This is a genomic window from Actinomycetospora sp. C-140 (assembly GCF_054796175.1).
Map to the genome: position 1 here is coordinate 14,203 of NZ_JBTWNF010000009.1, position 18,276 is coordinate 32,478.

Annotated in this window: 14 protein-coding genes; 6 read left to right on the plus strand and 8 right to left on the minus strand. The window is 76.0% G+C overall.

Features of this window, described 5'->3' with window-relative positions; genetic code table 11:
• Nucleotides 1-21: 21 nt before the first annotated feature.
• Genes gmd through ACR9E3_RS16140 form a run of 3 tightly spaced genes read right to left on the minus strand, consistent with a single transcriptional unit; the run spans nt 22 to nt 3,983 of the window.
• A complete protein-coding gene (gene gmd, locus ACR9E3_RS16130; protein WP_460381311.1) occupies nt 22-1,068 on the minus strand; it encodes a GDP-mannose 4,6-dehydratase in 1,047 nt (348 codons plus the stop codon).
• On the minus strand, nt 1,065-2,420 hold the full coding sequence (locus tag ACR9E3_RS16135) for a glycosyltransferase family 4 protein (RefSeq protein ID WP_460381312.1): 1,356 nt from the start codon (nt 2,418-2,420) through the stop codon (nt 1,065-1,067). The genes gmd and ACR9E3_RS16135 overlap by 4 nt, the downstream gene beginning before the upstream one ends.
• Nucleotides 2,421-2,450: 30 nt before the next feature.
• The gene (locus tag ACR9E3_RS16140) at nt 2,451-3,983 is read right to left on the minus strand and encodes a sugar transferase (RefSeq protein ID WP_460381313.1); all 1,533 of its coding nucleotides are present in this window, start codon (nt 3,981-3,983) and stop codon (nt 2,451-2,453) included.
• Nucleotides 3,984-4,471: 488 nt separating this feature from the next.
• Here ACR9E3_RS16140 and ACR9E3_RS16145 point away from each other — a divergent pair, with 488 nt between their 5' ends.
• The 4 genes from ACR9E3_RS16145 to ACR9E3_RS16160 all read left to right on the plus strand — a co-directional run bounded on the left by ACR9E3_RS16145 (nt 4,472) and on the right by ACR9E3_RS16160 (nt 8,938).
• Nucleotides 4,472-5,371 carry a DUF559 domain-containing protein gene (locus ACR9E3_RS16145; RefSeq protein ID WP_460381314.1) on the plus strand — a complete coding sequence of 300 codons (900 nt, stop codon included), beginning with the start codon at nt 4,472-4,474 and terminating at the stop codon, nt 5,369-5,371.
• Nucleotides 5,372-5,480: 109 nt separating this feature from the next.
• Nucleotides 5,481-6,698: an acyl-CoA dehydrogenase family protein gene (locus ACR9E3_RS16150; RefSeq protein ID WP_460381315.1), complete on the plus strand. Its 1,218-nt coding sequence runs from the start codon at nt 5,481-5,483 to the stop codon at nt 6,696-6,698.
• Entirely contained in the window at nt 6,695-7,822 is a 1,128-nt protein-coding gene (locus tag ACR9E3_RS16155; protein WP_460381316.1) for an acyl-CoA dehydrogenase family protein, read from the plus strand. The genes ACR9E3_RS16150 and ACR9E3_RS16155 overlap by 4 nt, the downstream gene beginning before the upstream one ends.
• 33 nt (nt 7,823-7,855) lie before the next feature.
• Nucleotides 7,856-8,938 carry an SEC-C domain-containing protein gene (locus ACR9E3_RS16160; protein ID WP_460381317.1) on the plus strand — a complete coding sequence of 361 codons (1,083 nt, stop codon included), beginning with the start codon at nt 7,856-7,858 and terminating at the stop codon, nt 8,936-8,938.
• Nucleotides 8,939-8,941: 3 nt separating this feature from the next.
• On the opposite strand, the gene ACR9E3_RS16165 is transcribed toward ACR9E3_RS16160, so the two are convergent.
• From ACR9E3_RS16165 to ACR9E3_RS16175, 3 genes are all read right to left on the minus strand, one after another.
• Nucleotides 8,942-9,769, minus strand: a complete 828-nt coding sequence (locus tag ACR9E3_RS16165; RefSeq protein ID WP_285653604.1) for an ABC transporter permease — start codon at nt 9,767-9,769, stop codon at nt 8,942-8,944.
• Nucleotides 9,729-10,565: an ABC transporter ATP-binding protein gene (locus ACR9E3_RS16170; protein WP_460381318.1), complete on the minus strand. Its 837-nt coding sequence runs from the start codon at nt 10,563-10,565 to the stop codon at nt 9,729-9,731. The genes ACR9E3_RS16165 and ACR9E3_RS16170 overlap by 41 nt, the downstream gene beginning before the upstream one ends.
• A 109-nt stretch (nt 10,566-10,674) precedes the next feature.
• On the minus strand, nt 10,675-12,072 hold the full coding sequence (locus tag ACR9E3_RS16175; protein WP_460381319.1) for an alpha/beta hydrolase: 1,398 nt from the start codon (nt 12,070-12,072) through the stop codon (nt 10,675-10,677).
• Nucleotides 12,073-12,176: 104 nt separating this feature from the next.
• Between ACR9E3_RS16175 and ACR9E3_RS16180 the strand changes: the two genes are divergently transcribed.
• Nucleotides 12,177-14,393, plus strand: coding sequence for an FUSC family protein (locus tag ACR9E3_RS16180; RefSeq protein ID WP_460381320.1), 2,217 nt, complete (start codon nt 12,177-12,179; stop codon nt 14,391-14,393).
• 7 nt (nt 14,394-14,400) lie between these two features.
• Here the strand turns inward: ACR9E3_RS16180 and ACR9E3_RS16185 are convergent, their stop codons facing one another.
• Nucleotides 14,401-15,585, minus strand: coding sequence for a hypothetical protein (locus ACR9E3_RS16185; RefSeq protein ID WP_460381321.1), 1,185 nt, complete (start codon nt 15,583-15,585; stop codon nt 14,401-14,403).
• A gap of 237 nt (nt 15,586-15,822) precedes the next feature.
• Here ACR9E3_RS16185 and ACR9E3_RS16190 point away from each other — a divergent pair, with 237 nt between their 5' ends.
• Nucleotides 15,823-16,872, plus strand: a complete 1,050-nt coding sequence (locus ACR9E3_RS16190; RefSeq protein WP_460381322.1) for an MBL fold metallo-hydrolase — start codon at nt 15,823-15,825, stop codon at nt 16,870-16,872.
• A 46-nt stretch (nt 16,873-16,918) separates the two neighbouring features.
• Here ACR9E3_RS16190 and ACR9E3_RS16195 read toward each other — a convergent pair whose 3' ends face one another.
• Entirely contained in the window at nt 16,919-18,262 is a 1,344-nt protein-coding gene (locus ACR9E3_RS16195) for an HNH endonuclease signature motif containing protein (protein WP_460381323.1), read from the minus strand.
• Between the last annotated feature and the right edge of the window lie 14 nt (nt 18,263-18,276).

Sequence of the window (18,276 nt, forward strand, 5' to 3'; positions counted from 1 at the left end):
CCTGTTCTGGGAGTCGTGGGATCAGCTGGCGAGGGCGGGCCGGTCGAAACCGAGCACCGGCAGCGGGGTGACGGTCGCCGTCGGTCCCTCGAGGGCGGTGAGCTCGGCGTCGACCATCACGCGGGCGAGCTCGGGGGTGAACGTCTTCGGCGTCCAGCCGAGGGCATCGCGGGCCTTCGACGCGTCGCCGATCAAGGCGTCGACCTCGCTGGGGCGCAGGTAGCGCTCGTCGAAGCGGACGTGCTCGTGCCAGTCGAGGCCGGCGTGGTCGAAGCAGAGCCGAACGAAGTCGCCGACGGTGTAGGCGGTGCCGGTGGCGAGCACGTAGTCGTCGGGCGCGTCGGCCTGCAGCATCCGCCACATGCCCTCGACGTACTCGGGCGCGAAGCCCCAGTCGCGGACGGCGTCGAGGTTGCCGAGGTGGACGGTGCGCTCGAGGCCCAGCGCGATGCGCGCGGCGGCCCGGGCGATCTTGCGGGTCACGAAGGTCTCGCCGCGGCGCGGGGACTCGTGGTTGAACAGGATCCCGTTCACCGCGTACATCCCGTAGGCCTCGCGGTAGTTCCGCGCCGCCCAGTAGCCGTAGACCTTCGCCGCGCCGTAGGGCGAGCGCGGGTGGAACGGGGTCGCCTCGTTCTGCGGCGGCGGCGTCGCGCCGAACATCTCCGAGCTCGACGCCTGGTAGTAGCGGGTGTCCAGGCCGATCATGCGGATCGCCTCGAGCAGCCGGATGGTGCCCAGGCCGGTGGTGTCGCCGGTGAACTCGGGCTCGTCGAAGCTGACGCGCACGTGCGACTGCGCGCCCAGGTGGTAGACCTCGTCGGGCCGGATCCGCGAGAGCAGCGTGACCAGCCGCGACGAGTCCGTCAGGTCCCCGTAGTGCAGGAACAGCGGCACGCCCTTCTCGTCCGCCTCGTGCGGGTCGACGTAGAGGTGGTCGAGCCGGCCGGTCGAGAACGACGACGAGCGCCGCAGCAGCCCGTGCACCTCGTAGCCCTTGGCGAGCAGCAGCTCGGCGAGGTACGAGCCGTCCTGGCCGGTGATGCCGGTGATGAAGGCGGTCTTCACGAGATCTCCTGGGGGGTGAGCGCGAGAACGTCGGCGGTCGTGCGGCTGTCGGGGTCGGGCAGGTCGGGCACGCGCCGGTCGGCGAGGTCGCGGACCCAGGCGCCGTAGCGGGCGTGGGCGGCGGCGGCGCCGTAGGAACCGGTGGCGTAGCGACGGGCCGAGGCGGCGTGGCGGGCGGCGGCGCCGGGGTCGGCGACCAGCGCGAGCGCCGCGTCGACCAGGGCCTCCGGGTCGCCGGGGGCGACGATCGGCCCGGCGCCCGCCGCGCGGACCTCGCGGGCGGCCGCCGAGAGCTCGTTGGTCGCGGCGAGCACCGGGCGGCCCGCGGCGAAGTAGCTGGTCAGCTTGCTGGGCGCGCACATCTCGGCGACCTCGGGCCGCTCGTGCAGCAGCAGCACGTCGGCCGCGGCGAGCGCGGTGCGGAAGGCCTCGGTGGGCAGCGGGTCGACCACCGTGAAGCGCTCGACGCCGCGGGCGGCCTCGACGAGCCGCGCGCGCTGGTTGCCGTCGCCGAGCAGCACGAACCGCAGCGGCAGGCCGCGCTCGTCGGCGAGGCGGGCGGCGGCGACGACGCCGTCGAGACCCTGCTTGGCGCCGATGTTGCCGGCGTGCAGCACCACGGCCTCGCCCTGCGGCCAGCCGAGCTCCCGGCGGGCCGCGGTGACGTCGTCCAGCCGGCCGGCGGGCTCGAGGTGCGTCCAGTTGCGGATCGTCGTCACGCGCTCGGCGGGCAGGCCGGTGCGCAGCAGGGCGTCGCGCAGGACGTCGTGGACGGCGACGATCCCGTCGGCGCCGTCGAGCAGGGAGCGCTCGAGCCGGGCGACCGCGCCTGCGCCCCGGCCGCCCAGCGCGTCGGCCTCGGCGACCGCCGCGCCGTAGAGGTCCTGGACGATGACGCCGACCGGGCAGCCCCGCCCCCACGTCCGGGCGATCCAGCGCGCGGCGCCGACGCTCAGCAGCGCGGGGCTCACGGCCAGCACGACGTCGGGCCGGGGGCCGCGCACCGCCGCCGCGCGCAGGGCGAACACCGCCTCCATCCCGATCCGCGACGCCCCGGTGGGGCGGGCGGGGACGGGGTGCGGGACGCGGGTGACGCGCACGTCCCCGTCGCGCTCGCGGCGGGCCCGGCGGGCGCCGCGGTACTCGTCCTGCACGCGCCACTGCGGGTAGTGCGGCATGCCGGTGACGACGTGCACCTGGTGCCCGTCGTCGGCGAGCATCCGGGCCAGGCCCGTGGTGTAGGGGGCGATCCCGGTGGTCTCCGGGGCGTGGTTGAGACCGAGGAGCAGGACGTTGAGGGGGCGCTCGTGGTGCTGAACCGGTGCGGTCGACTCGAGCGGGGCTGCGGACATGCGTGTCTCCGGGATGCGACGGTGGCCGGGTCAGTACGCGCCGCGGGCGCCGACGACGGCGGTGACGGTGCGGGCGAGGATCAGGAGGTCGAGGCCGGGCGACCAGTTCTCGACGTAGCGCAGGTCGAGGCGCACGGTGTCCTCCCAGGACAGGTCCGAGCGGCCGCTGATCTGCCAGAGCCCGGTGAGGCCGGGGCGCACGAGCAGGCGCCGGCGGGCGTCCTCGGCGTAGGTGCCGACCTCCTCGGGCAGCGGAGGGCGCGGCCCGACCAGCGACATGGAGCCGCCGAGCACGTTGAACAGCTGGGGCAGCTCGTCGAGCGACCACCGGCGCAGCACGGCGCCGACCGGCGTCACGCGCGGGTCGCGGCGCAGCTTGAACAGGGGGCCGGCGCCGTCGTGCTCACCCTCGGGGCGGATCCGTTCGGCCCCGACGACCATCGAGCGGAACTTGACCATCGCGAACGGCCGGCCGTCCCGCCCGATGCGGACCTGGCGGTAGAACACCGGCCCGCCGTCGCGGCGCACCAGCACGGCGATCACCGCGAAGACCGGCGCGAGCACCAGGAGCGCTCCCGCCGCGGCGACCCGGTCGACCGCCGCCTTGACCGCGAGCGGACCACCGCGGAACGACGGCGGGCGCAGGCGCAGCAGCGGCAGCCCGTCGACCGGGGTGACGTGCAGACGCGGGCCGGCGATCTCCATCAGCCCGGGGTCGACGACGAGGTCGACGTCCAGGCCCTCGAGGCGCCAGGTGAGCTCGTGGAGCCGGCGCGGGGTCCAGCCGGGCGACGGGGCGACCGCGACGACCTCGGCGCCGGTGCGGTGGAGCTCGGCGGCGACGGCGTCCAGGTCGCCGACGACGGGCACGCCGGCGATCTCGGCGGCGCCGTCGGCGCCCGAGCCCGTGGCGGTGCACGCGGCGACGACCGTCCACCCGTGGCCCGGGACGCGGCGTGTGCGGGCGACGAGGTCGGCGACCGCTGCCGGCGCCCCGACCGCGAGCACCGTCGCCGTCCACCGGCCGCGGCGGCGGGCGCGGGCGACACCTGCGCGCAGCGCGAGGCGGCCGAGCGCGGCGACGACGCCGGCGGCGGGGACGGCGAGGAGGGCCCAGGCGTGGCCGACCGGGTCGGCGCCCGCCGCGGTCAGCACGAGCGCGAGCAGGGCGACGGCGACGGTCGCGGTGACCGTGCCGCGGGCGAGCCGGGCGAACTCGGCGCCGCCGGCCCCGATCGCCGCGGGATCCCAGGCGCGGGCGACGGCCAGGCCGGTGAGCTCCGCGACGACGGTGGCGCCGGCGAGGCCGAGCGTCGTGGGCGTGACACCGGCGACGGCGAGCGCGGCCGCGGTGGTCGCGACGACCGCACCGGCGTCGATGCCGACCGCCCAGCGCCGCAGCAGGGTGCGGTGGCCGTGTCGGTACCGGGCCGGGGTGGTGGCCGGGGTGGTGGTCCCGGTGGCGACCGTCAGGTGCGGTCGGGCCGGCACGACCACGGGCGCGGCGCCCCCCGGCCGTGTGACCGGTGAGTGCGCGGCCGCGGCTCTCGCCTCGCTGCTCATCGACGTCCTCCTCGCTGCGGGTGATCTCCGGACCCGCCGTTCTGAGGGGCGCATCGGGCGATCGAGCGAGGGCGCTACAGCCGGTTGTCGTAACTGAATGAGCAATTGGCTGCTTCACAGCGTCCGAACGGGGTAACAGAACGCGGACACGCCGACACGATCCGAGGTTTCGCGGTCAGGGCGAGCCGTACCGACGGCGGACCCGCCGGGTCGTGTCGCGAGACGGCCGGATCTTCACCCGATCCGGTCGTCCACCGGCGCACCGGCGTCATGTCCACGCGGCGGTGACGCGGATCGCGTCGGCCGCGAGCCGGGCCGGGGATGGTGATCGGGAGAACACCCGCCCGGGTGATGAGCGACGGGTGCGCGGGGGTGATCGCTCCGGGTGCTCCGTCGGGGCGATGTCATCGACCCGCAGGAGCACCCGCGGCGATCTTGTCGAGTGTCCTGCTGGATCCGGGGCCCGCCGAGCTGCGTCCAACCACGGTATGGACACCGAGAACGACCTCGCCGCCCTCCTGCGCCGACAGGACGGGGTGGTCAGCCGTGCGCAGGCCCTCGCCTGCGGTCTCTCCCGAGCAGCGATCAAGCACCGCCTGGCCCGAGGGCTCTGGACGCCGCTCTGGCCGAGCGTCTACCTGTCGGCGGCGCACACCCTCGGCCCGCGGGCTCGCCTGCGCGCGGCATCCCTGTGGCTGGGTGGGTCGGCGACCCTGATCGGCGCCGGCGCGGCCTGGTGGTGGCGCCTGCTCGACGAGCCGCCGGAGGTCCTCCGTTTCGCGGTGCCACCCGAACGCCGCGTCCGACCCCGGCGCGGCGTCCGAGCCGTACGGCGGGTCGCGTTCGGTCGGCGCAGCACGGTCGACGGCGTGCCGGTGGTGTCGAAGGCGTACGCCGTGGTCGACGCGGCCGCCGAGCTGGGCCTGCGTCGGGGCGCCGAGCTCATGGACCGCGCCCTGCTCACCGAGCGCGTCACGCTCGACGCACTGCAGCGCGCCCACCGCACGCGTCTCGGGCGACCGGGCTCGCGCACGGTCGCCCGCCTGCTCGCGCTCGCCGCCGGGGGTGCCCGGTCGGAGGCCGAGCGGCGCCTTCACCGGCTCCTGCGCGCGGCGGGGGTCGCCGGCTGGGTCGCCGATCACCGCGTCGTGCTGCCGAGGTACGGCCAGGCGGTGCTCGACGTCGCGTTCCCCGATGCCCGCGTCCTCGTCGAGGTCGACGGCTGGGCCTACCACCGCGACCTGCCCGCCTTCCGCCGCGACGTCGCACGGCAGAACGCGCTGGTCCTCGCCGGATGGACGGTACTGCGGGTGACCTGGCACGACCTCGAGGGCGACCCCGGCGCCGTCCTCGCGACGATCACCGACGCGGTGGCGTCGTCGGCATGATCCGCCCAGGTGCTCCGGCGGGTCGACCACATCGCCCCGGCGGAGCACCCGGGGCGATCACGACGCTTCTCGTCTCGACAGGGGCCGATCGGCGACGGAGGGTGCAGGGGTGACGTCCACCGACACCCCACCGGATTCCCGTGCCGATCTCGGCGCCGAGGACCTCGCCGCGCGCGTCGAGGCGTTCCTCGCCGAGCACGATCCGTCGACCACCGAGCCCGCCGCGTTCCTGCGCGAGCGCTTCGCCGCCGGCCTCGCCTGGGTCCACTACCCGGCCGGCCTCGGCGGCCTGGGCGCGGCGAACGGCCTGCAGACCGCGGTCGACGCCGCGTTCGCCGAGGCCGGCGCGCCGGAGAACCGGCCGCGCCTCAACGTCATCGGGCTCGGCATGGCCGCGCCGACGATCCTGCGCTTCGGCACCGAGTCCCAGCACCGGCGTTGGCTGCCGTCGCTGTGGACCGGCGAGGACATCTGGTGCCAGCTGTTCAGCGAGCCCGGCGCGGGGTCCGACCTCGCGGGCCTGGCCACCAGCGCGGTCCGCGACGGGGACGAGTGGGTGGTCAACGGCCAGAAGGTGTGGACGTCGATGGCCCACCACGCGCGCTGGGGCATCCTCGTCGCCCGCACCGACCCGTCGGCGCCCAAGCACCGCGGGCTGTCCTACTTCGTGGTGGACATGCAGGCGCCGGGCGTCGAGGTCCGCGGCCTGCGCCAGATCACGGGCGAGGCCGAGTTCAACGAGGTCTTCCTGACCGACGTGCGCATCCCCGACGACCAGCGCCTCGGGGAGGTCGGGCAGGGCTGGGCCGTCGCGCAGTACACGCTGATGAACGAGCGCGTCGCGATCGGCGGCGGCACCCTGCCCCGCGAGAGCGGTGCGGTCGGCCCCCTCGCGGCGCGCTGGCGCGAGCACCCCGAGGCGCACACACCCGGCCTGCACGACCGGATGCTGCGGCTGTGGGTGCAGACCGAGGCCGCGCGGCTGACCGCCGAGCGCCTCGGCCAGCAGCAGGCCGCCGGCCAGCCCGGGCCCGAGGGGTCCGGCGTGAAGATCACCTACGCGCGGCTGAACCAGGAGTGCTCGTCGCTCGAGCTCGAGCTGCGGGGCGAGGACGGCCTGCGCTACCCCGACTACACCGAGCGGCGTCCCGAGGTCGAGGACTACGGCAGCCGCGACGCCGCGTGGCGCTACCTGCGCTTCCGCGCCAACTCCATCGAGGGCGGCACCTCGGAGATCCTCCGCAACGTCGTCGCCGAGCGCGTGCTCGGCCTGCCCGCCGAGGCCCGCGCCGACAAGGACGTCCCGTGGAAGGACCTGCCCCGATGAGCGCCGCAGCAACGACCCCGAGCACTCCCGAGACCGGCGACCTCCTCTACTCCGACATCGAGGAGGACCTGCGCGCGAGCGTCCGGGCGCTCGTCGAGAAGCAGGCACCCTGGGACGCCGTCCTCGCCCGCACCGACACCGAGGAACCGGTCGACACCGACCTCTGGAAGCGGCTCACGCAGGAGATCGGCGTCGCCGGGCTCGCCGTGCCCGAGGAGCGCGGCGGCGCGGGCGCCTCGTGGCGCGAGGTCGCCGTCGTCGCCGAGGAGCTGGGCCGCGCGCTCGCGCCCGTGCCGCACCTGGGGACGGCCGTCGCCACGGCGCTCCTGCTCGGTACGGGTGAGGACGAGCTGCTCGCCGCCGTCGCCGCGGGCGAGCGCACCGCCGCGCTCGCGGTCGGCGCCACCCGCGGGGCCGGGCGCGCGGTGCCGGTGACCGTCGAGCGGCAGGGCGCGGGCGACCTCCTGCGCGGCACGGTCACCGCGGTGATCGACGCCGTCACCGCCGACGTCCTGCTCGTGCCGGTCTCGGGCACCGAGATCGCGGTCGTCGACGCTGGTGTCGACGGTGGTGGCGACGGCGTCACGCGCACCACCGCCGAGTCGCTGGACATGACCCGCCGGCTCACCGACGTCACCCTCGACGGCGCGCCGGCGCGGATCGTCTCCGGGGCCGACGTCGGGCACGCCCTGCGGATCGGGGCCGCCGTCCTCGCCTCCGAGCAGCTGGGCCTCGCCGAGCGCTGCCTCGCCGACACGGTCGCCTACCTGCGCGAACGGCACCAGTTCGGGCGGCAGCTGGCGTCCTACCAGGCGCTCAAGCACCGGCTGGCGGACCTCTGGGTGGCGATCACCCAGGCCCGCGCGACGGCCCGCTACGCAGCGCGCTGCGCCGCCGACGGCTCGCCGGATCTGCCGGTCGCCGCCGCGGTCGCGGCCGCCCACGGCTCCGAGGTCGCCCTGCTCGCGGCCGAGGACGCCCTGCAGCTGCACGGCGGCATCGGGTTCACCTGGGAGCACCCGGCGCACCTGTTCCTCAAGCGCGCCCGCGCCGACGCCCTGCTGCTGGGGTCGGCCGACCACCACCGCGCCGTGCTGGCGGAGCTCGTCGACCTGCCGGCCTGATGTCCGGTCGGGGGCGAGGCCTACCGTGACGCGGTGGCCTCGCTCCTGACGACCGACGAGCTCGACGGCCTCGGCGCCGACGCGTTCGATGCGCGCGACCCGCGGTCCGTCGCCCGGCGCATCGTCGCGGCGGTCGACGACGGCGGGCTGGCCGACCCCGACGACGCCGGCTACGCGCTGAGCCTCGCCGCCGACATCCACGAGCGTGCCGGCGACCACGACGAGACGCTGGCCCTCTCGGCCCGCTCGGTCACCGCCGGCGCGGGGACCGACGACGCCACCTGGCTGCACGCGATGCACGCGGACCGCCTGCTGCGCGCCGGCCGCGACGACGACGGGATGGCCGAGCTCACGAAGCTCCGCCCGCGGCTGCACCGCGAGGTGACCGCCGTCGGGGCGATCAGCGACGCGCTCACCGAGAACGGGCGGGCCGAGCTCGCCGAGCAGTGGCTCACCGCCGCGCTGCAGACCGCGATCGAGCGCGAGGAGCGGGCCACGTCGGCCTCCGGCCGGGACTCCGAGGAGCAGCTCGACGCCGCGGACGTCGTCGACGAGCTCGTCACGTGCCGCCGCCACGTCCGCGCCGACCTCGGCCGGGAACCCGACGAGTACGACGTGCTCGCCGAGGAGATGGACGCCGCCCCGGACCTCGTCTTCTTCCCGGAGGCGGAGTTCACCCGGCTCCTCGCCGCGCAGCCGGACGCGGCCGGCGAGCTCGGCGCCGACTGGGACACCCACCGCGCGCTGGTCGAGGCCGAGCTCCAGGACGCCGCGGCGGAGGGCGAGGTGCTCGATGTCGAGGTCGCGACCCCCGCCCTCGTGGCGGCGATCATCGACGACACCGACGCGGACCCCGCCGGGGAGCCCCTGGCCTGGCCGCCGGGCCGCAACGACCCGTGCTGGTGCGGGTCGGGGACCAAGTACAAGAAGTGCTGCCTGCCCCGGACCCGCGGTCGGGACGCACCGCTCGCGACACCGTCCCCCGCCGAGCCTGCCGAGCCCGCCGAGCCCGCCGAGCCCGTGGCGTCACCCGTCCAGGAGACGCCCACGCCGGCGCGTGCGTCGTCCGAGCGCGTCCTGCGGCGCGGCCCCGGGGCGCGGTCCCGGGCGCGGTGACCGTCAGCCCCGCGCCAGCCGGGGCAGCAGCGCCGACGCGATCACGATCATCGCCGCGGCGGCCACGACGAGCACCACGGCGTCGACACCGAGCCGCGCCGGGGTGCCGATGAGCAGGCCCCGCAGGGCGTCGACCTCGTAGCTCAGCGGGTTGACGTGGTTGACCCACTGCAGCCAGGTCGGCATGACGTCCACCGGGTACAGCGCGTTGGAGGCGAAGAACAGCGGCATCGTGATCGCCTGCCCGATGCCCATGAGCCGGTCGCGGGAGAGCACGACGCCGGCGAGCGTGATCGAGAAGCAGCAGAAGAACGCCGAGCCCAGCACCACGACCGCCGCCGCCGCCAGCAGCTTCAGCGGGTTCGCCGTGAACCCCACCCCGAGCAGCAGCGCGATCACGACCACGACGAGCGCCTGCACCAGCGCGCGGATGCCCGCGGCGAACGCCTTCGCGGTGACGAGCGCGGCCCGCGGCGTCGGCGTGACCAGCAGCTTCGCGAGCACTCCGGCGTCACGCTCCCAGATGACCTGGATGCCGTAGAAGATCGCGATGAACAGCGCGGACTGCGCGAGGATCCCCGGCGCGAGGAAGTCGAGGTAGGGGATCGAGCCGGTCGGGATCGCGTGGATGCGGCTGAACGTCGTCCCGAACACCGCCAGCCACAGGGCGGGCTGCACGGTGCGCGTGACGAGCTCGGTGCGGTCGTGGCGCAGCTTCTGGAGCTCCACGAGGCACATCGCCCCGATGCGGCGGACGAGCAGCGCGACCTCGGCCGCGGGCGAGAACCGGTCAGCCGACCCGGCGGGCGGTGCGGCGGGCAGCACGGACACTGCGCAGGCCTCCTTCCTCGGCCGGGCTCCCCGGCGTGAGCGTGTCGCCGGTGTGGTGGCGGAAGACGTCGTCGAGGGTCGCCTCGCCGCCGTTCACCGAGCCGAGGGCGGCCATGAGCTCGGCCGGCGACCCTTCGGCCCGCTTGCGGCCGCGGTGCAGCAGCGCCACCCGGTCGCAGTGCAGCTCGGCCTCCTCCATGGCGTGGGTGGTGACGAGCACGGTCATGCCGGTCTCGCGGCGCACCTCGTGGATGCGGTCCCAGACACCGGAGCGCGCGACCGGGTCGAGGCCCACGGTCGGCTCGTCGAGCACGAGCACCTGCGGCGCGCTGACCAGGGCCTGGGCGAGCTCGAGGCGCCGGATCATGCCGCCGGAGTACGTCGACGCCGTGCGGTCGGCCGCCTCGGTGAGGCCCATGGCGTCGAGGACGCCGGCGACCGCGTCGGACCGGTCGCGGCGGGGCACGTCGAAGAGGCGGGCGAAGAGCGCCACGTTCTCGCGCCCGGACAGCGAGGCGTCCGCGGAGAGCTGCTGGGGCACGTAGCCGAGCAGGCGCCGCACGCGCCGCCGGTGCCGGGCCACGTCGAGTCCGGCCACCGTGACGGTCCCCGGTGGGGCCGGCAGCAGGGTCGTGATGACGCGGATCGTCGTCGTCTTGCCCGCGCCGTTCGGGCCGAGCAGGCCGAACACCTCGCCGGGCGCGAGCGCGAGGTCGAGGCCGTCGACCGCGACGTGGTCGCCGAACGCGTACCGCAGGCCCCTCGTGACGACGGGTCCGCTCTCGCTCGCTGCCACCGGCATCCTCCTCGCACGTCGCTGCACCTCCATCGTCATCCCCCTCCGGCGCGCCCGCGAGCGCACCTTTCCTCGCGCCGGTGCCGACGTGTCGCACATCGGGCGGGTCCTACGCCGACGGCGGCGAGCCCGGTGCCGCGAGGCGCCCGGCCAGCCACGGCAGGGCGTCGGCGAACGCCGTCGAGGCGAACGGCCAGCTGTGCCGGCCGGGCTGCGTGTCGACCGCGCACGCGATCCCGTGCGGCTGCGCCTGCGCGCAGAGCGCCTGCGCCTCGGGCAGCTCCTGCCCGGTGGCGCCGCCGCCCCCGCGCCCGCCGACGCCGGCGTTCGCGGCGCCGGCTCCCCGTCCCGCGCCACCAGGACCCCCACCCGCGCCCCCACCCGGGCGGCGGTAAGCGCCGGGACCGTCGGACGAGTCGACGAACCGGCCCGCCGTGTCGGGGTACGGCGGGTGCCCGGCGAGGACCGTGGCCGGGTCGAACCGCGCCCAGGCCGCCGCGTCGCCGCCGTAGAGCCGCGCGATCGTCTGGTCCCTCGTCCCGACCTCGGGCCCGGCGTCGCCGGCGATGTCGACGAAGCTGTCGACCAGCTCGGGGTGCATCACCGCGAGGTCCACCGCACAGGTCCCGCCCATCGACCACCCGACGACACCCCACTGCCGCGGGTCGGGCGACGCCCCGAACCGCTGCTCGACGAAGGACACGACGTCGCGCGTGAGGTGGTCGGCGGCGGCGCCTCGCGGGCCGTCGACGCACTCGGTGTCGTTGTTGAACGTCCCGCCGGCGTCGACGAACACGAGGATCGGGGCGACGCCGCCGTGCGCCGCGGCGTAGCCGTCGGCCACCCCGGTCGCGTCGCCGATGCGCATCCAGTCCGCCGGGGTGTTGAACTCCCCGGCGATCATCATGACGACGGGCAGCGGCGCGCTGCCGGTGAACCAGGCGGGCGGGAGCCACACGTACTCCTCGCGGTGGGCGAACCCGCTCGCCGTCGCCGGGATGCTCACCGGGACGACGTGCCCGGTCGCCGTCGGGTTGCCGCGCAGCGACGCGAGCTGGTCGGCGTCGATCTGGTCCGGCAGCGGGCCGGCCGTCACCTCGCCCCAGCCCTCCGACACCGTGGTCACGTAGCCGACCCACTGATTGAGAACGACCGCGACGCACAGCACGCAGAGCGGGACCACGAGCACCGACAGCGTCCGCCGCCACCAGCGCGCGCCCGCCCAGCCGGCGACCACGAGCACCACGGCCGCCACCGTCAGCCCGACCCACACCCACAGCAGCAGCGGTGCCGGGTCAGAGGCGAGCCCGCTCCCCCGGAACGACAGCCACGCCGCGAGCGCACCGGCCGCGCCGAGCCCGACGACGACCGGCAGGCGCCGGCGGCGGAACCGCCCGGTCCGCCACCCCACCGCCACGATCAGGAGCAGCAGGACGAGCGCCTGGACGGTCCACGGGAGCCAGCCGTCGAGCAGGGACGGGCTGTGGCCGTAGCGGGGGACGGGCACGGATCCACCGTGCTCCGCGCCACCATCATCGCCGTGTGTGGTGGCGCGCCCACGGGCTGTGCAACCGCTGTGAATCTCCGTGGTCGGCGCGGCAGACTCGGCGCGTGGCCGGACGGAGAGCATTGCGGTGGCTGGTCCGCCGCGACCCCGGTCTGTCCGCGACGCGGAAGGCGGCGCGCGTGGCCGTCGTCGCCACGACCGCGTTCATGCTCTGCCGCTACGGGTTCGGCAGCCCCACTGCCGCGACGTACGCGGCGTTCGGGGCGATCGGGTTCGGGGTTCTCTCCCAGGTGGTCGGCACGCCCCGCGAGCGCACGCGCACCCTCGTCGCCTGCTTCGTCACCGGCACGGTGCTGCTCACCCTCGGAACGCTGCTGGCGGGGAGCACGTGGGCGGCGACGGCCGGGATGCTCGTCGTCGGCGTCGTCGTCGCGTTCCTGCCGATCGGCGGCCCGCGGCCGGCCGGCGTGGCCAACGGACTGCAGCTGCTGTACATCCTGCCGTCGTTCCCGCCGTTCGCCCCGGACACGCTGCCCGAGCGCGTGCTCGGCCTCCTCCTCGGGATGGGGCTGCTCGCGCTGGCCGACCGCACGCTGTGGCCCCCGCGCCCGCTCGAGAGCTACGCGTGCCGGGCCGCGGGGGCGGCGCGCGCGCTCGCCGACCTGCTGGACACGGTCGCGAGCGTCGGCGCCACGGACCTGCCGGCCCGCCGGGCGGCCGCCGCCCACGCGGTCGGGCGGCTGAAGCTGTCGGTCACGCCGTGGGAGGAACGACCGACCGGCCCCGAGGCGGAAGATCGCGGGCTCACGCACCTCGGGGCGGCCCTGCGCTCGGTGCAGGGGCGCGTCGAGGCCCTCCTCACGGCCGAGGAACGGGGTGCGGGCGCCGTGCCGGGGGACGCCGTCACGGCCCTGTCGGCCACCGCGGCGGCGCTGCGCCGGACGTCCGCGGCGCTGCGCGGGCACGGCACGCCGCCCGACGTCGCCGCCCTCGACGGGACCCGCACGGCCTACGCACGGCGCCGGATGGCCGCCATCGCGACCATCGACGGCGCCGACGCCGCGGTCGACCACGCCCGGTCGGCCGTCGCGGTCGCCCAGGTCCTCGCCGAGGCGCGCATCGCCGTGGCCGCCGCGCGGGTGGTCACCGACCCGCGCGACCGCACCGGCGTGCCCGACGATCTCGGCTGGTGGGCGAGGGCCCCGGTCGCGCTGCTGTGGCGCCGCCGCGTCCGGGCGCACCTGTCGCTGCGCTCGGTGTACCTCCAGAACGCCGTCCGCCTCGGGGTCGGCCTCGCCCTCGCCCGGCTCGTCGCCGGCGCGTTCGACCTGTCCCACGGGCTGTGGGTGCTGCTGGCGACGCTGACCCTGATGCGCACGTCGGTGACCTCGACCCGCGCGACGCTGCTGCCGGCGATCGCCGGCACCGCGCTCGGCGCGGTCGTGGCGGCCGGGCTGCTCGAGGTCGTCGGGCAGGACGCGGTCGTCTACGCCGTGCTCTTCCCCGTGCTGTGCGTCGCGTCGGTCCTCGGCGGGCAGCTCGTCGGCATGATCGCCGGGCAGGCGTTCTTCACCGTGCTCGTCGCCGTGCTGTTCGCCCAGCTCGCGCCGGCCGGCCCGTCGCTGGCCGGGGTGCGGCTGCTCGACGTCGCCGTCGGCGCGACGGTCGGGATCGCGGTCGGGGCGGCGGTCTGGCCGGCGGGCGGCCACGGCGAGGTCCGGCACGACGCGGCGCAGGCGCTGCACGCCCTCGCCGACCTCCTCGGGGCGACGGCGGCGTGGCTGACCGGGCGCGGCAGCCGCGCCGACCTCGCCGAGCGCCTGCGGGTGAGCGACCACCAGCTGCTCTTCTTCGAGGCCGACTTCCTGCAGTACCGCGCCGAACGGCGGCGGCGCCACGAGGACGACACCGACTGGTTCACCGTTCTCGGCGTCGTGCACCGGACGATGCGCGCGGTGCGCTCGGCCCTCGACGACACCGAGGGCATCGGATCCCCCGACCGGGAACCGGTGGCTCCGTGGCCGGACCTCGTGGCCCGCCTCGACCACGACGCCAGGGCCCTCGCCGACGGCTACACCGCGGTCGCGGAGGACCTCACCCTGCACCGCACGCCGCACGCCGTCCTCGGGGTCCCCGCCGACTTCGTCGACCGGGCCCTGCGCGCCGTTGCCGACGCCCCCGACCGCCGGGAGCACCCGGAGGCCACCCTGCGGCTCGTGGACGCATGGGGACGGCTCGGCTGGTCGGCGGACGACCTCACCGTGCTCGGTGTCGTGCTCGCGCCGGCCCGGGCACCGCGCCGGCGTCGTCAGCCGGCGTGAGCCGGGTTCACCCGGTGCCGGCCTGTTCACCCTCGGCGGCCCGGTCGTCCTCGCGGTCGAGCCGCGCGCGGCGCTGCTGCTCGCGCGTGCTGTAGGCGGCGGCCCGGACGTCGTCGGGCGACGTGAGACCGGACCCGACCGCGCCGGCGACGATGCCCATCGAGGTCGCCATCGACGCCACCGCGAGGTACGCCGACGGCCCGACCGGGTGGCCGAGCGTCGCCGCCAGCGTCGAGGGCGGGATCACGACCGCGGCCGCGGTCCCCGCGAGCACCAGCAGCAGGGCGTAGCAGCACACGACGCCGAGCACGATCGTCGACGTCGTGGCCGCGTTGTAGAGGTGCACCTCGGCGCGCAGCCGGCGCGATCGCGGGTGTTCCCAGAGGTGGTTGTCGGCGACGAGCCAGGTGCTCATCGCCGCGACCGCGAGCACCGCGACGAGGGCGAGCCGGCCGGGACCCGCCTCGCCCGCGAGTGCCCAGATGTTCGAGTAGAAGATCCCGAACGCGGCACCGGCCGCCGCCGCGGCGAGGGCGGTCGACAGGCTCGGGACCAGGCGCCACGGCCGGTTGCTGCGGACCATGCCCGCGAGCAGGCGCAGGCGCCCGCGCGTCCCCGTCAGCGCGAGGTGGCTGTCGATGCCCTCGTGCTGCGACGCGATCCGGCAGATGGGCGGGGAGAGGAGGGTGGGTCGGGTCGGTGTGGCGGTCGCGGTCGTGGCTGTCGGGTCGGCGAGCCCGTGGGCGAGCAGGTCGACCACCGCGGTCCGCAGCCGCCGTCGCAGCGCGACCGCCCCGAGCGCGGGCACGGAGACGAGACCGACGCCGTCGTCGGACCCGAAGTCCGACACCAGCGGCTCGGTCCCCGCCCGGCGCGGCAGGTCGGTGACGATGACGACGACGTCCCAGCCGTGCCGGCGCTGGTGCTCGCAGCCGGTGCGCAGCATGGGCATGAGGCCCTCGGCGTCGAGCCCGACCGGGCCCTCGGCGGTCTCCACGCGCCAGGTGCGGCCGGGCAGCCGCCAGGCCAGGAGGTCGGGGAGGTCGCTCGCGACCTGGGCCGCGAGCTTGGTGGGGAGTCCCGGGTCGGCGAGGAGGCCGACGGTCCGGATCGTGTTCCCGGGAGTCTCGGGGTCGTCGGTGTTTCCAGTGGTCTCGGGGGCCTCGTCCTGTCGAGGCACCGTGGAGGTCATCGGGGCTTTCTCCTGGTGGCAGAACAGCAGAGACCGCCACGGGTGCCTGACAGATCGAGCGCATCGAACGCGCATCGAGGCCTCGGCCGCCGCAGCGATCTCGCGGGGGTATGGATGACGTCCCGCCACCATCTCGACGGGCCGAGGAGGAACCGGCCGGAGTCGGCGGTTCGTGCTCACCCACCGCGTGCCCGGTGCGCCTGCCGTTCAATCCCACGCGGTCCTACTCTCCGACGCGTGTGCGAGGAGACACCGACCGCCGACGAGGTCCGGCTCGCCGCGCCCCGACCGGCGCCCGGCGCCGCGGTCGACCCGATCGCCCTCGCGCCCGTCGACGACCTCACGGTCACGGTCCTCACCGACAACCTCTTCGACGCGCTGCTCGCGGGCGACGCCGTCGCCACCCGCGCACGGACGGGGACGGGCCCTCGCGTCGCGGGCGAGCAGTACACCGACGGGCTGGCCGCGCCCGGTCTGGTCGCCGAGCACGGCTTCGCCGCCGTCGTCACGGTGCGCCGCGGCGCCCACGAGCACACCCTGTTGTTCGACACCGGCATCTCCCCCGACGGGATGGCCGGCAACGGGCGCCGGCTCGACGTCGACCCGTCGACGTTCGCCGCCGTCGTCCTGAGCCACGGCCACGGCGACCACACCGGCGGCTTCCCCGGACTCGTGCGCTGGCTCGGTCGTCACGCGCTGCCGCTGGTGCTCCACCCGGGCGCCTTCACCCCGCGTCGGCTCGTCCCGCCGGGCGCGCCGCCGTTCGCCATCCCGACCCTGTCGCGCCGCGCCCTCGAGGGCGAGGGCTTCTCACTCGTCGAGCGCCGCTCGCCCTCGGTGCTCCTCGAGGACTGCGTGCTCGTCACCGGCGAGGTCGACCGCGTCACCGACTTCGAGACCGGCCTGCCCCACCACGAGGGCCACGTCGACGGCGCGTGGCGGCCCGACCCGTGGATCGTCGACGACCAGGCGCTCGTGGTGAACGTCCGCGACCGCGGTCTCGTCGTGATCACGGGCTGCGGCCACGCCGGCGCGGTCAACATCGCCCGCCACGCCCTGCGACTCACGGGCGTCGAGCACCTCCACGCCCTGCTCGGCGGCCTGCACCTCTCGGGTCCCGGCTTCGAACCCGTCATCGAGCCCACCGTCGCGGCGCTGGCCGACCTGGCGCCCGACGTCGTCGTGCCCGCGCACTGCACGGGCTGGCGCGCGCAGATGCGCCTCGCCACCGACCTGCCCGACGCCTTCGTGCCCGGCTCGGTCGGCAGCCGCTACCGCTTCGGCTGACCGGCCGTCGCCGATGACCTCGAGCTCGGGACCCGGTCGGCGGCGGTCAGAGTGACACGGGATGCCGCCCGCCGGGACGCGGTCTTCGGTCGGGGTCCACCCAGCTCGGCGGCGTGAACCACGGCCGGCCCCCGACCATGGCGATGGTCCAGTCGCTGTGGTGCACCAGCTGGTGGTGGTACAGACACAGCAGGCACAGGTTCTCGAGGCAGGTCTCGCCGCCGTCGACCCAGTGATCGAGATGGTGGGCGTGGCAGCGCCGGGGCCGTCGGGTGCAGCCGGGGAACGCGCAGCCGCCGTCGCGCAGGTTCAGCGCGCGGCGCATCGCGTCGGTGACCGCGCGGGAGCGCCGCCCGACGTCGAGGGGCTCGGAACGCGTGCCCAGCACCATGGGGATGATCTCGGCGTCGCAGGCCCAGCGGCGCACGGTGTGCACGTCGGCCAGGGCCTCGCCGTCGAGGGTGCCGTGCCCGGTGGCCCGGCGCAGCCACCGGTGGTCGATGGTGATCGTCAGTAGCGCCCGGCCCGCGGACGCCGGCGCGGACGTCTCCGTCGGCTCGGGGAGCCGTGGGCCGGGGATCAAGGCACCCTGCGCGGCATCCTCAGCGGGGCCCGCGCCGACCTCGGCGTCGACCTCGGCCTCGCCTTCGCGGCGCGTGTCGGTGATCAGCCCGCCGGACCCGGCCGCGCCGGCGAACAGCTCGATCAGCGTGTCGGCCTGCCGGGCGGCGAGCCCGCGGTGGTCGTCCGGGCCGGCCGGGGCGGACATCACGTCGAACCCCTCGTCGATCAACGCGGCGGCGGCGGTGTCGCGGATGCTCCCGCGCAGATCCAGCGTGCCGTCCCGGCGGCGCAGCACCCGCACCTCGTCCGGGCCGTCGCCCGCGGGCTCCGGAGCCGCCCCGTCGGGGTCGAGGTGGGCCAGCAGGCGTGCCGCCGCCTTCTCGAGGCCGCGCGGCCCCAGCTCCCGGGCGTCCTCGGCCAGCCTGCTCTCCGCCTCGGCCACCACCGCCGGCGCGAGGTGCTCGAGCTTCTCGATCCTGGCCATGGTCCGGCGGATCACCGCCACGTGCGCCGAGCTGATCGCGCCGGTGGCGAGTGCGTCGGCGGTGCCGGGGTAGCGCGCCGCCAGCGGCTCCCCCGACAGCGCCCGCTGCGGCACGAGGTCGCGAGACTCCGCGACCAGCCGGGTCGCCTCGGCGCGGTCGTACCGGCCCAGCTCGGCGACCAGCCGGTCGACCCACCGGTCCCCGGTGAGCTCGGCGACCCCGCGGCGGTCGAGCTCGGCGACGTCCTCGAGCAATCGGTAGTGCTCGACGTTGCGGGCGACCATGCGCGCGCGGGCGCGAGCGAGCATCTCCCGCTCGGCCGCACCCACCCGTTCGCTCACGTGTTCGAGTGTAC

Bases quoted from the DNA above. Each gene is read 5' to 3' on its own strand.
- ACR9E3_RS16135 (WP_460381312.1), bottom strand. From the start codon at position 2,420: ATGTCCGCAGCCCCGCTCGAGTCGACCGCACCGGTTCAGCACCACGAG.
- ACR9E3_RS16145 (WP_460381314.1), top strand. From the start codon at position 4,472: ATGGACACCGAGAACGACCTCGCCGCCCTCCTGCGCCGACAGGACGGG.
- ACR9E3_RS16155 (WP_460381316.1), top strand. From the start codon at position 6,695: ATGAGCGCCGCAGCAACGACCCCGAGCACTCCCGAGACCGGCGACCTC.
- ACR9E3_RS16140 (WP_460381313.1), bottom strand. From the start codon at position 3,983: ATGAGCAGCGAGGCGAGAGCCGCGGCCGCGCACTCACCGGTCACACGG.
- ACR9E3_RS16185 (WP_460381321.1), bottom strand. From the start codon at position 15,585: ATGACCTCCACGGTGCCTCGACAGGACGAGGCCCCCGAGACCACTGGA.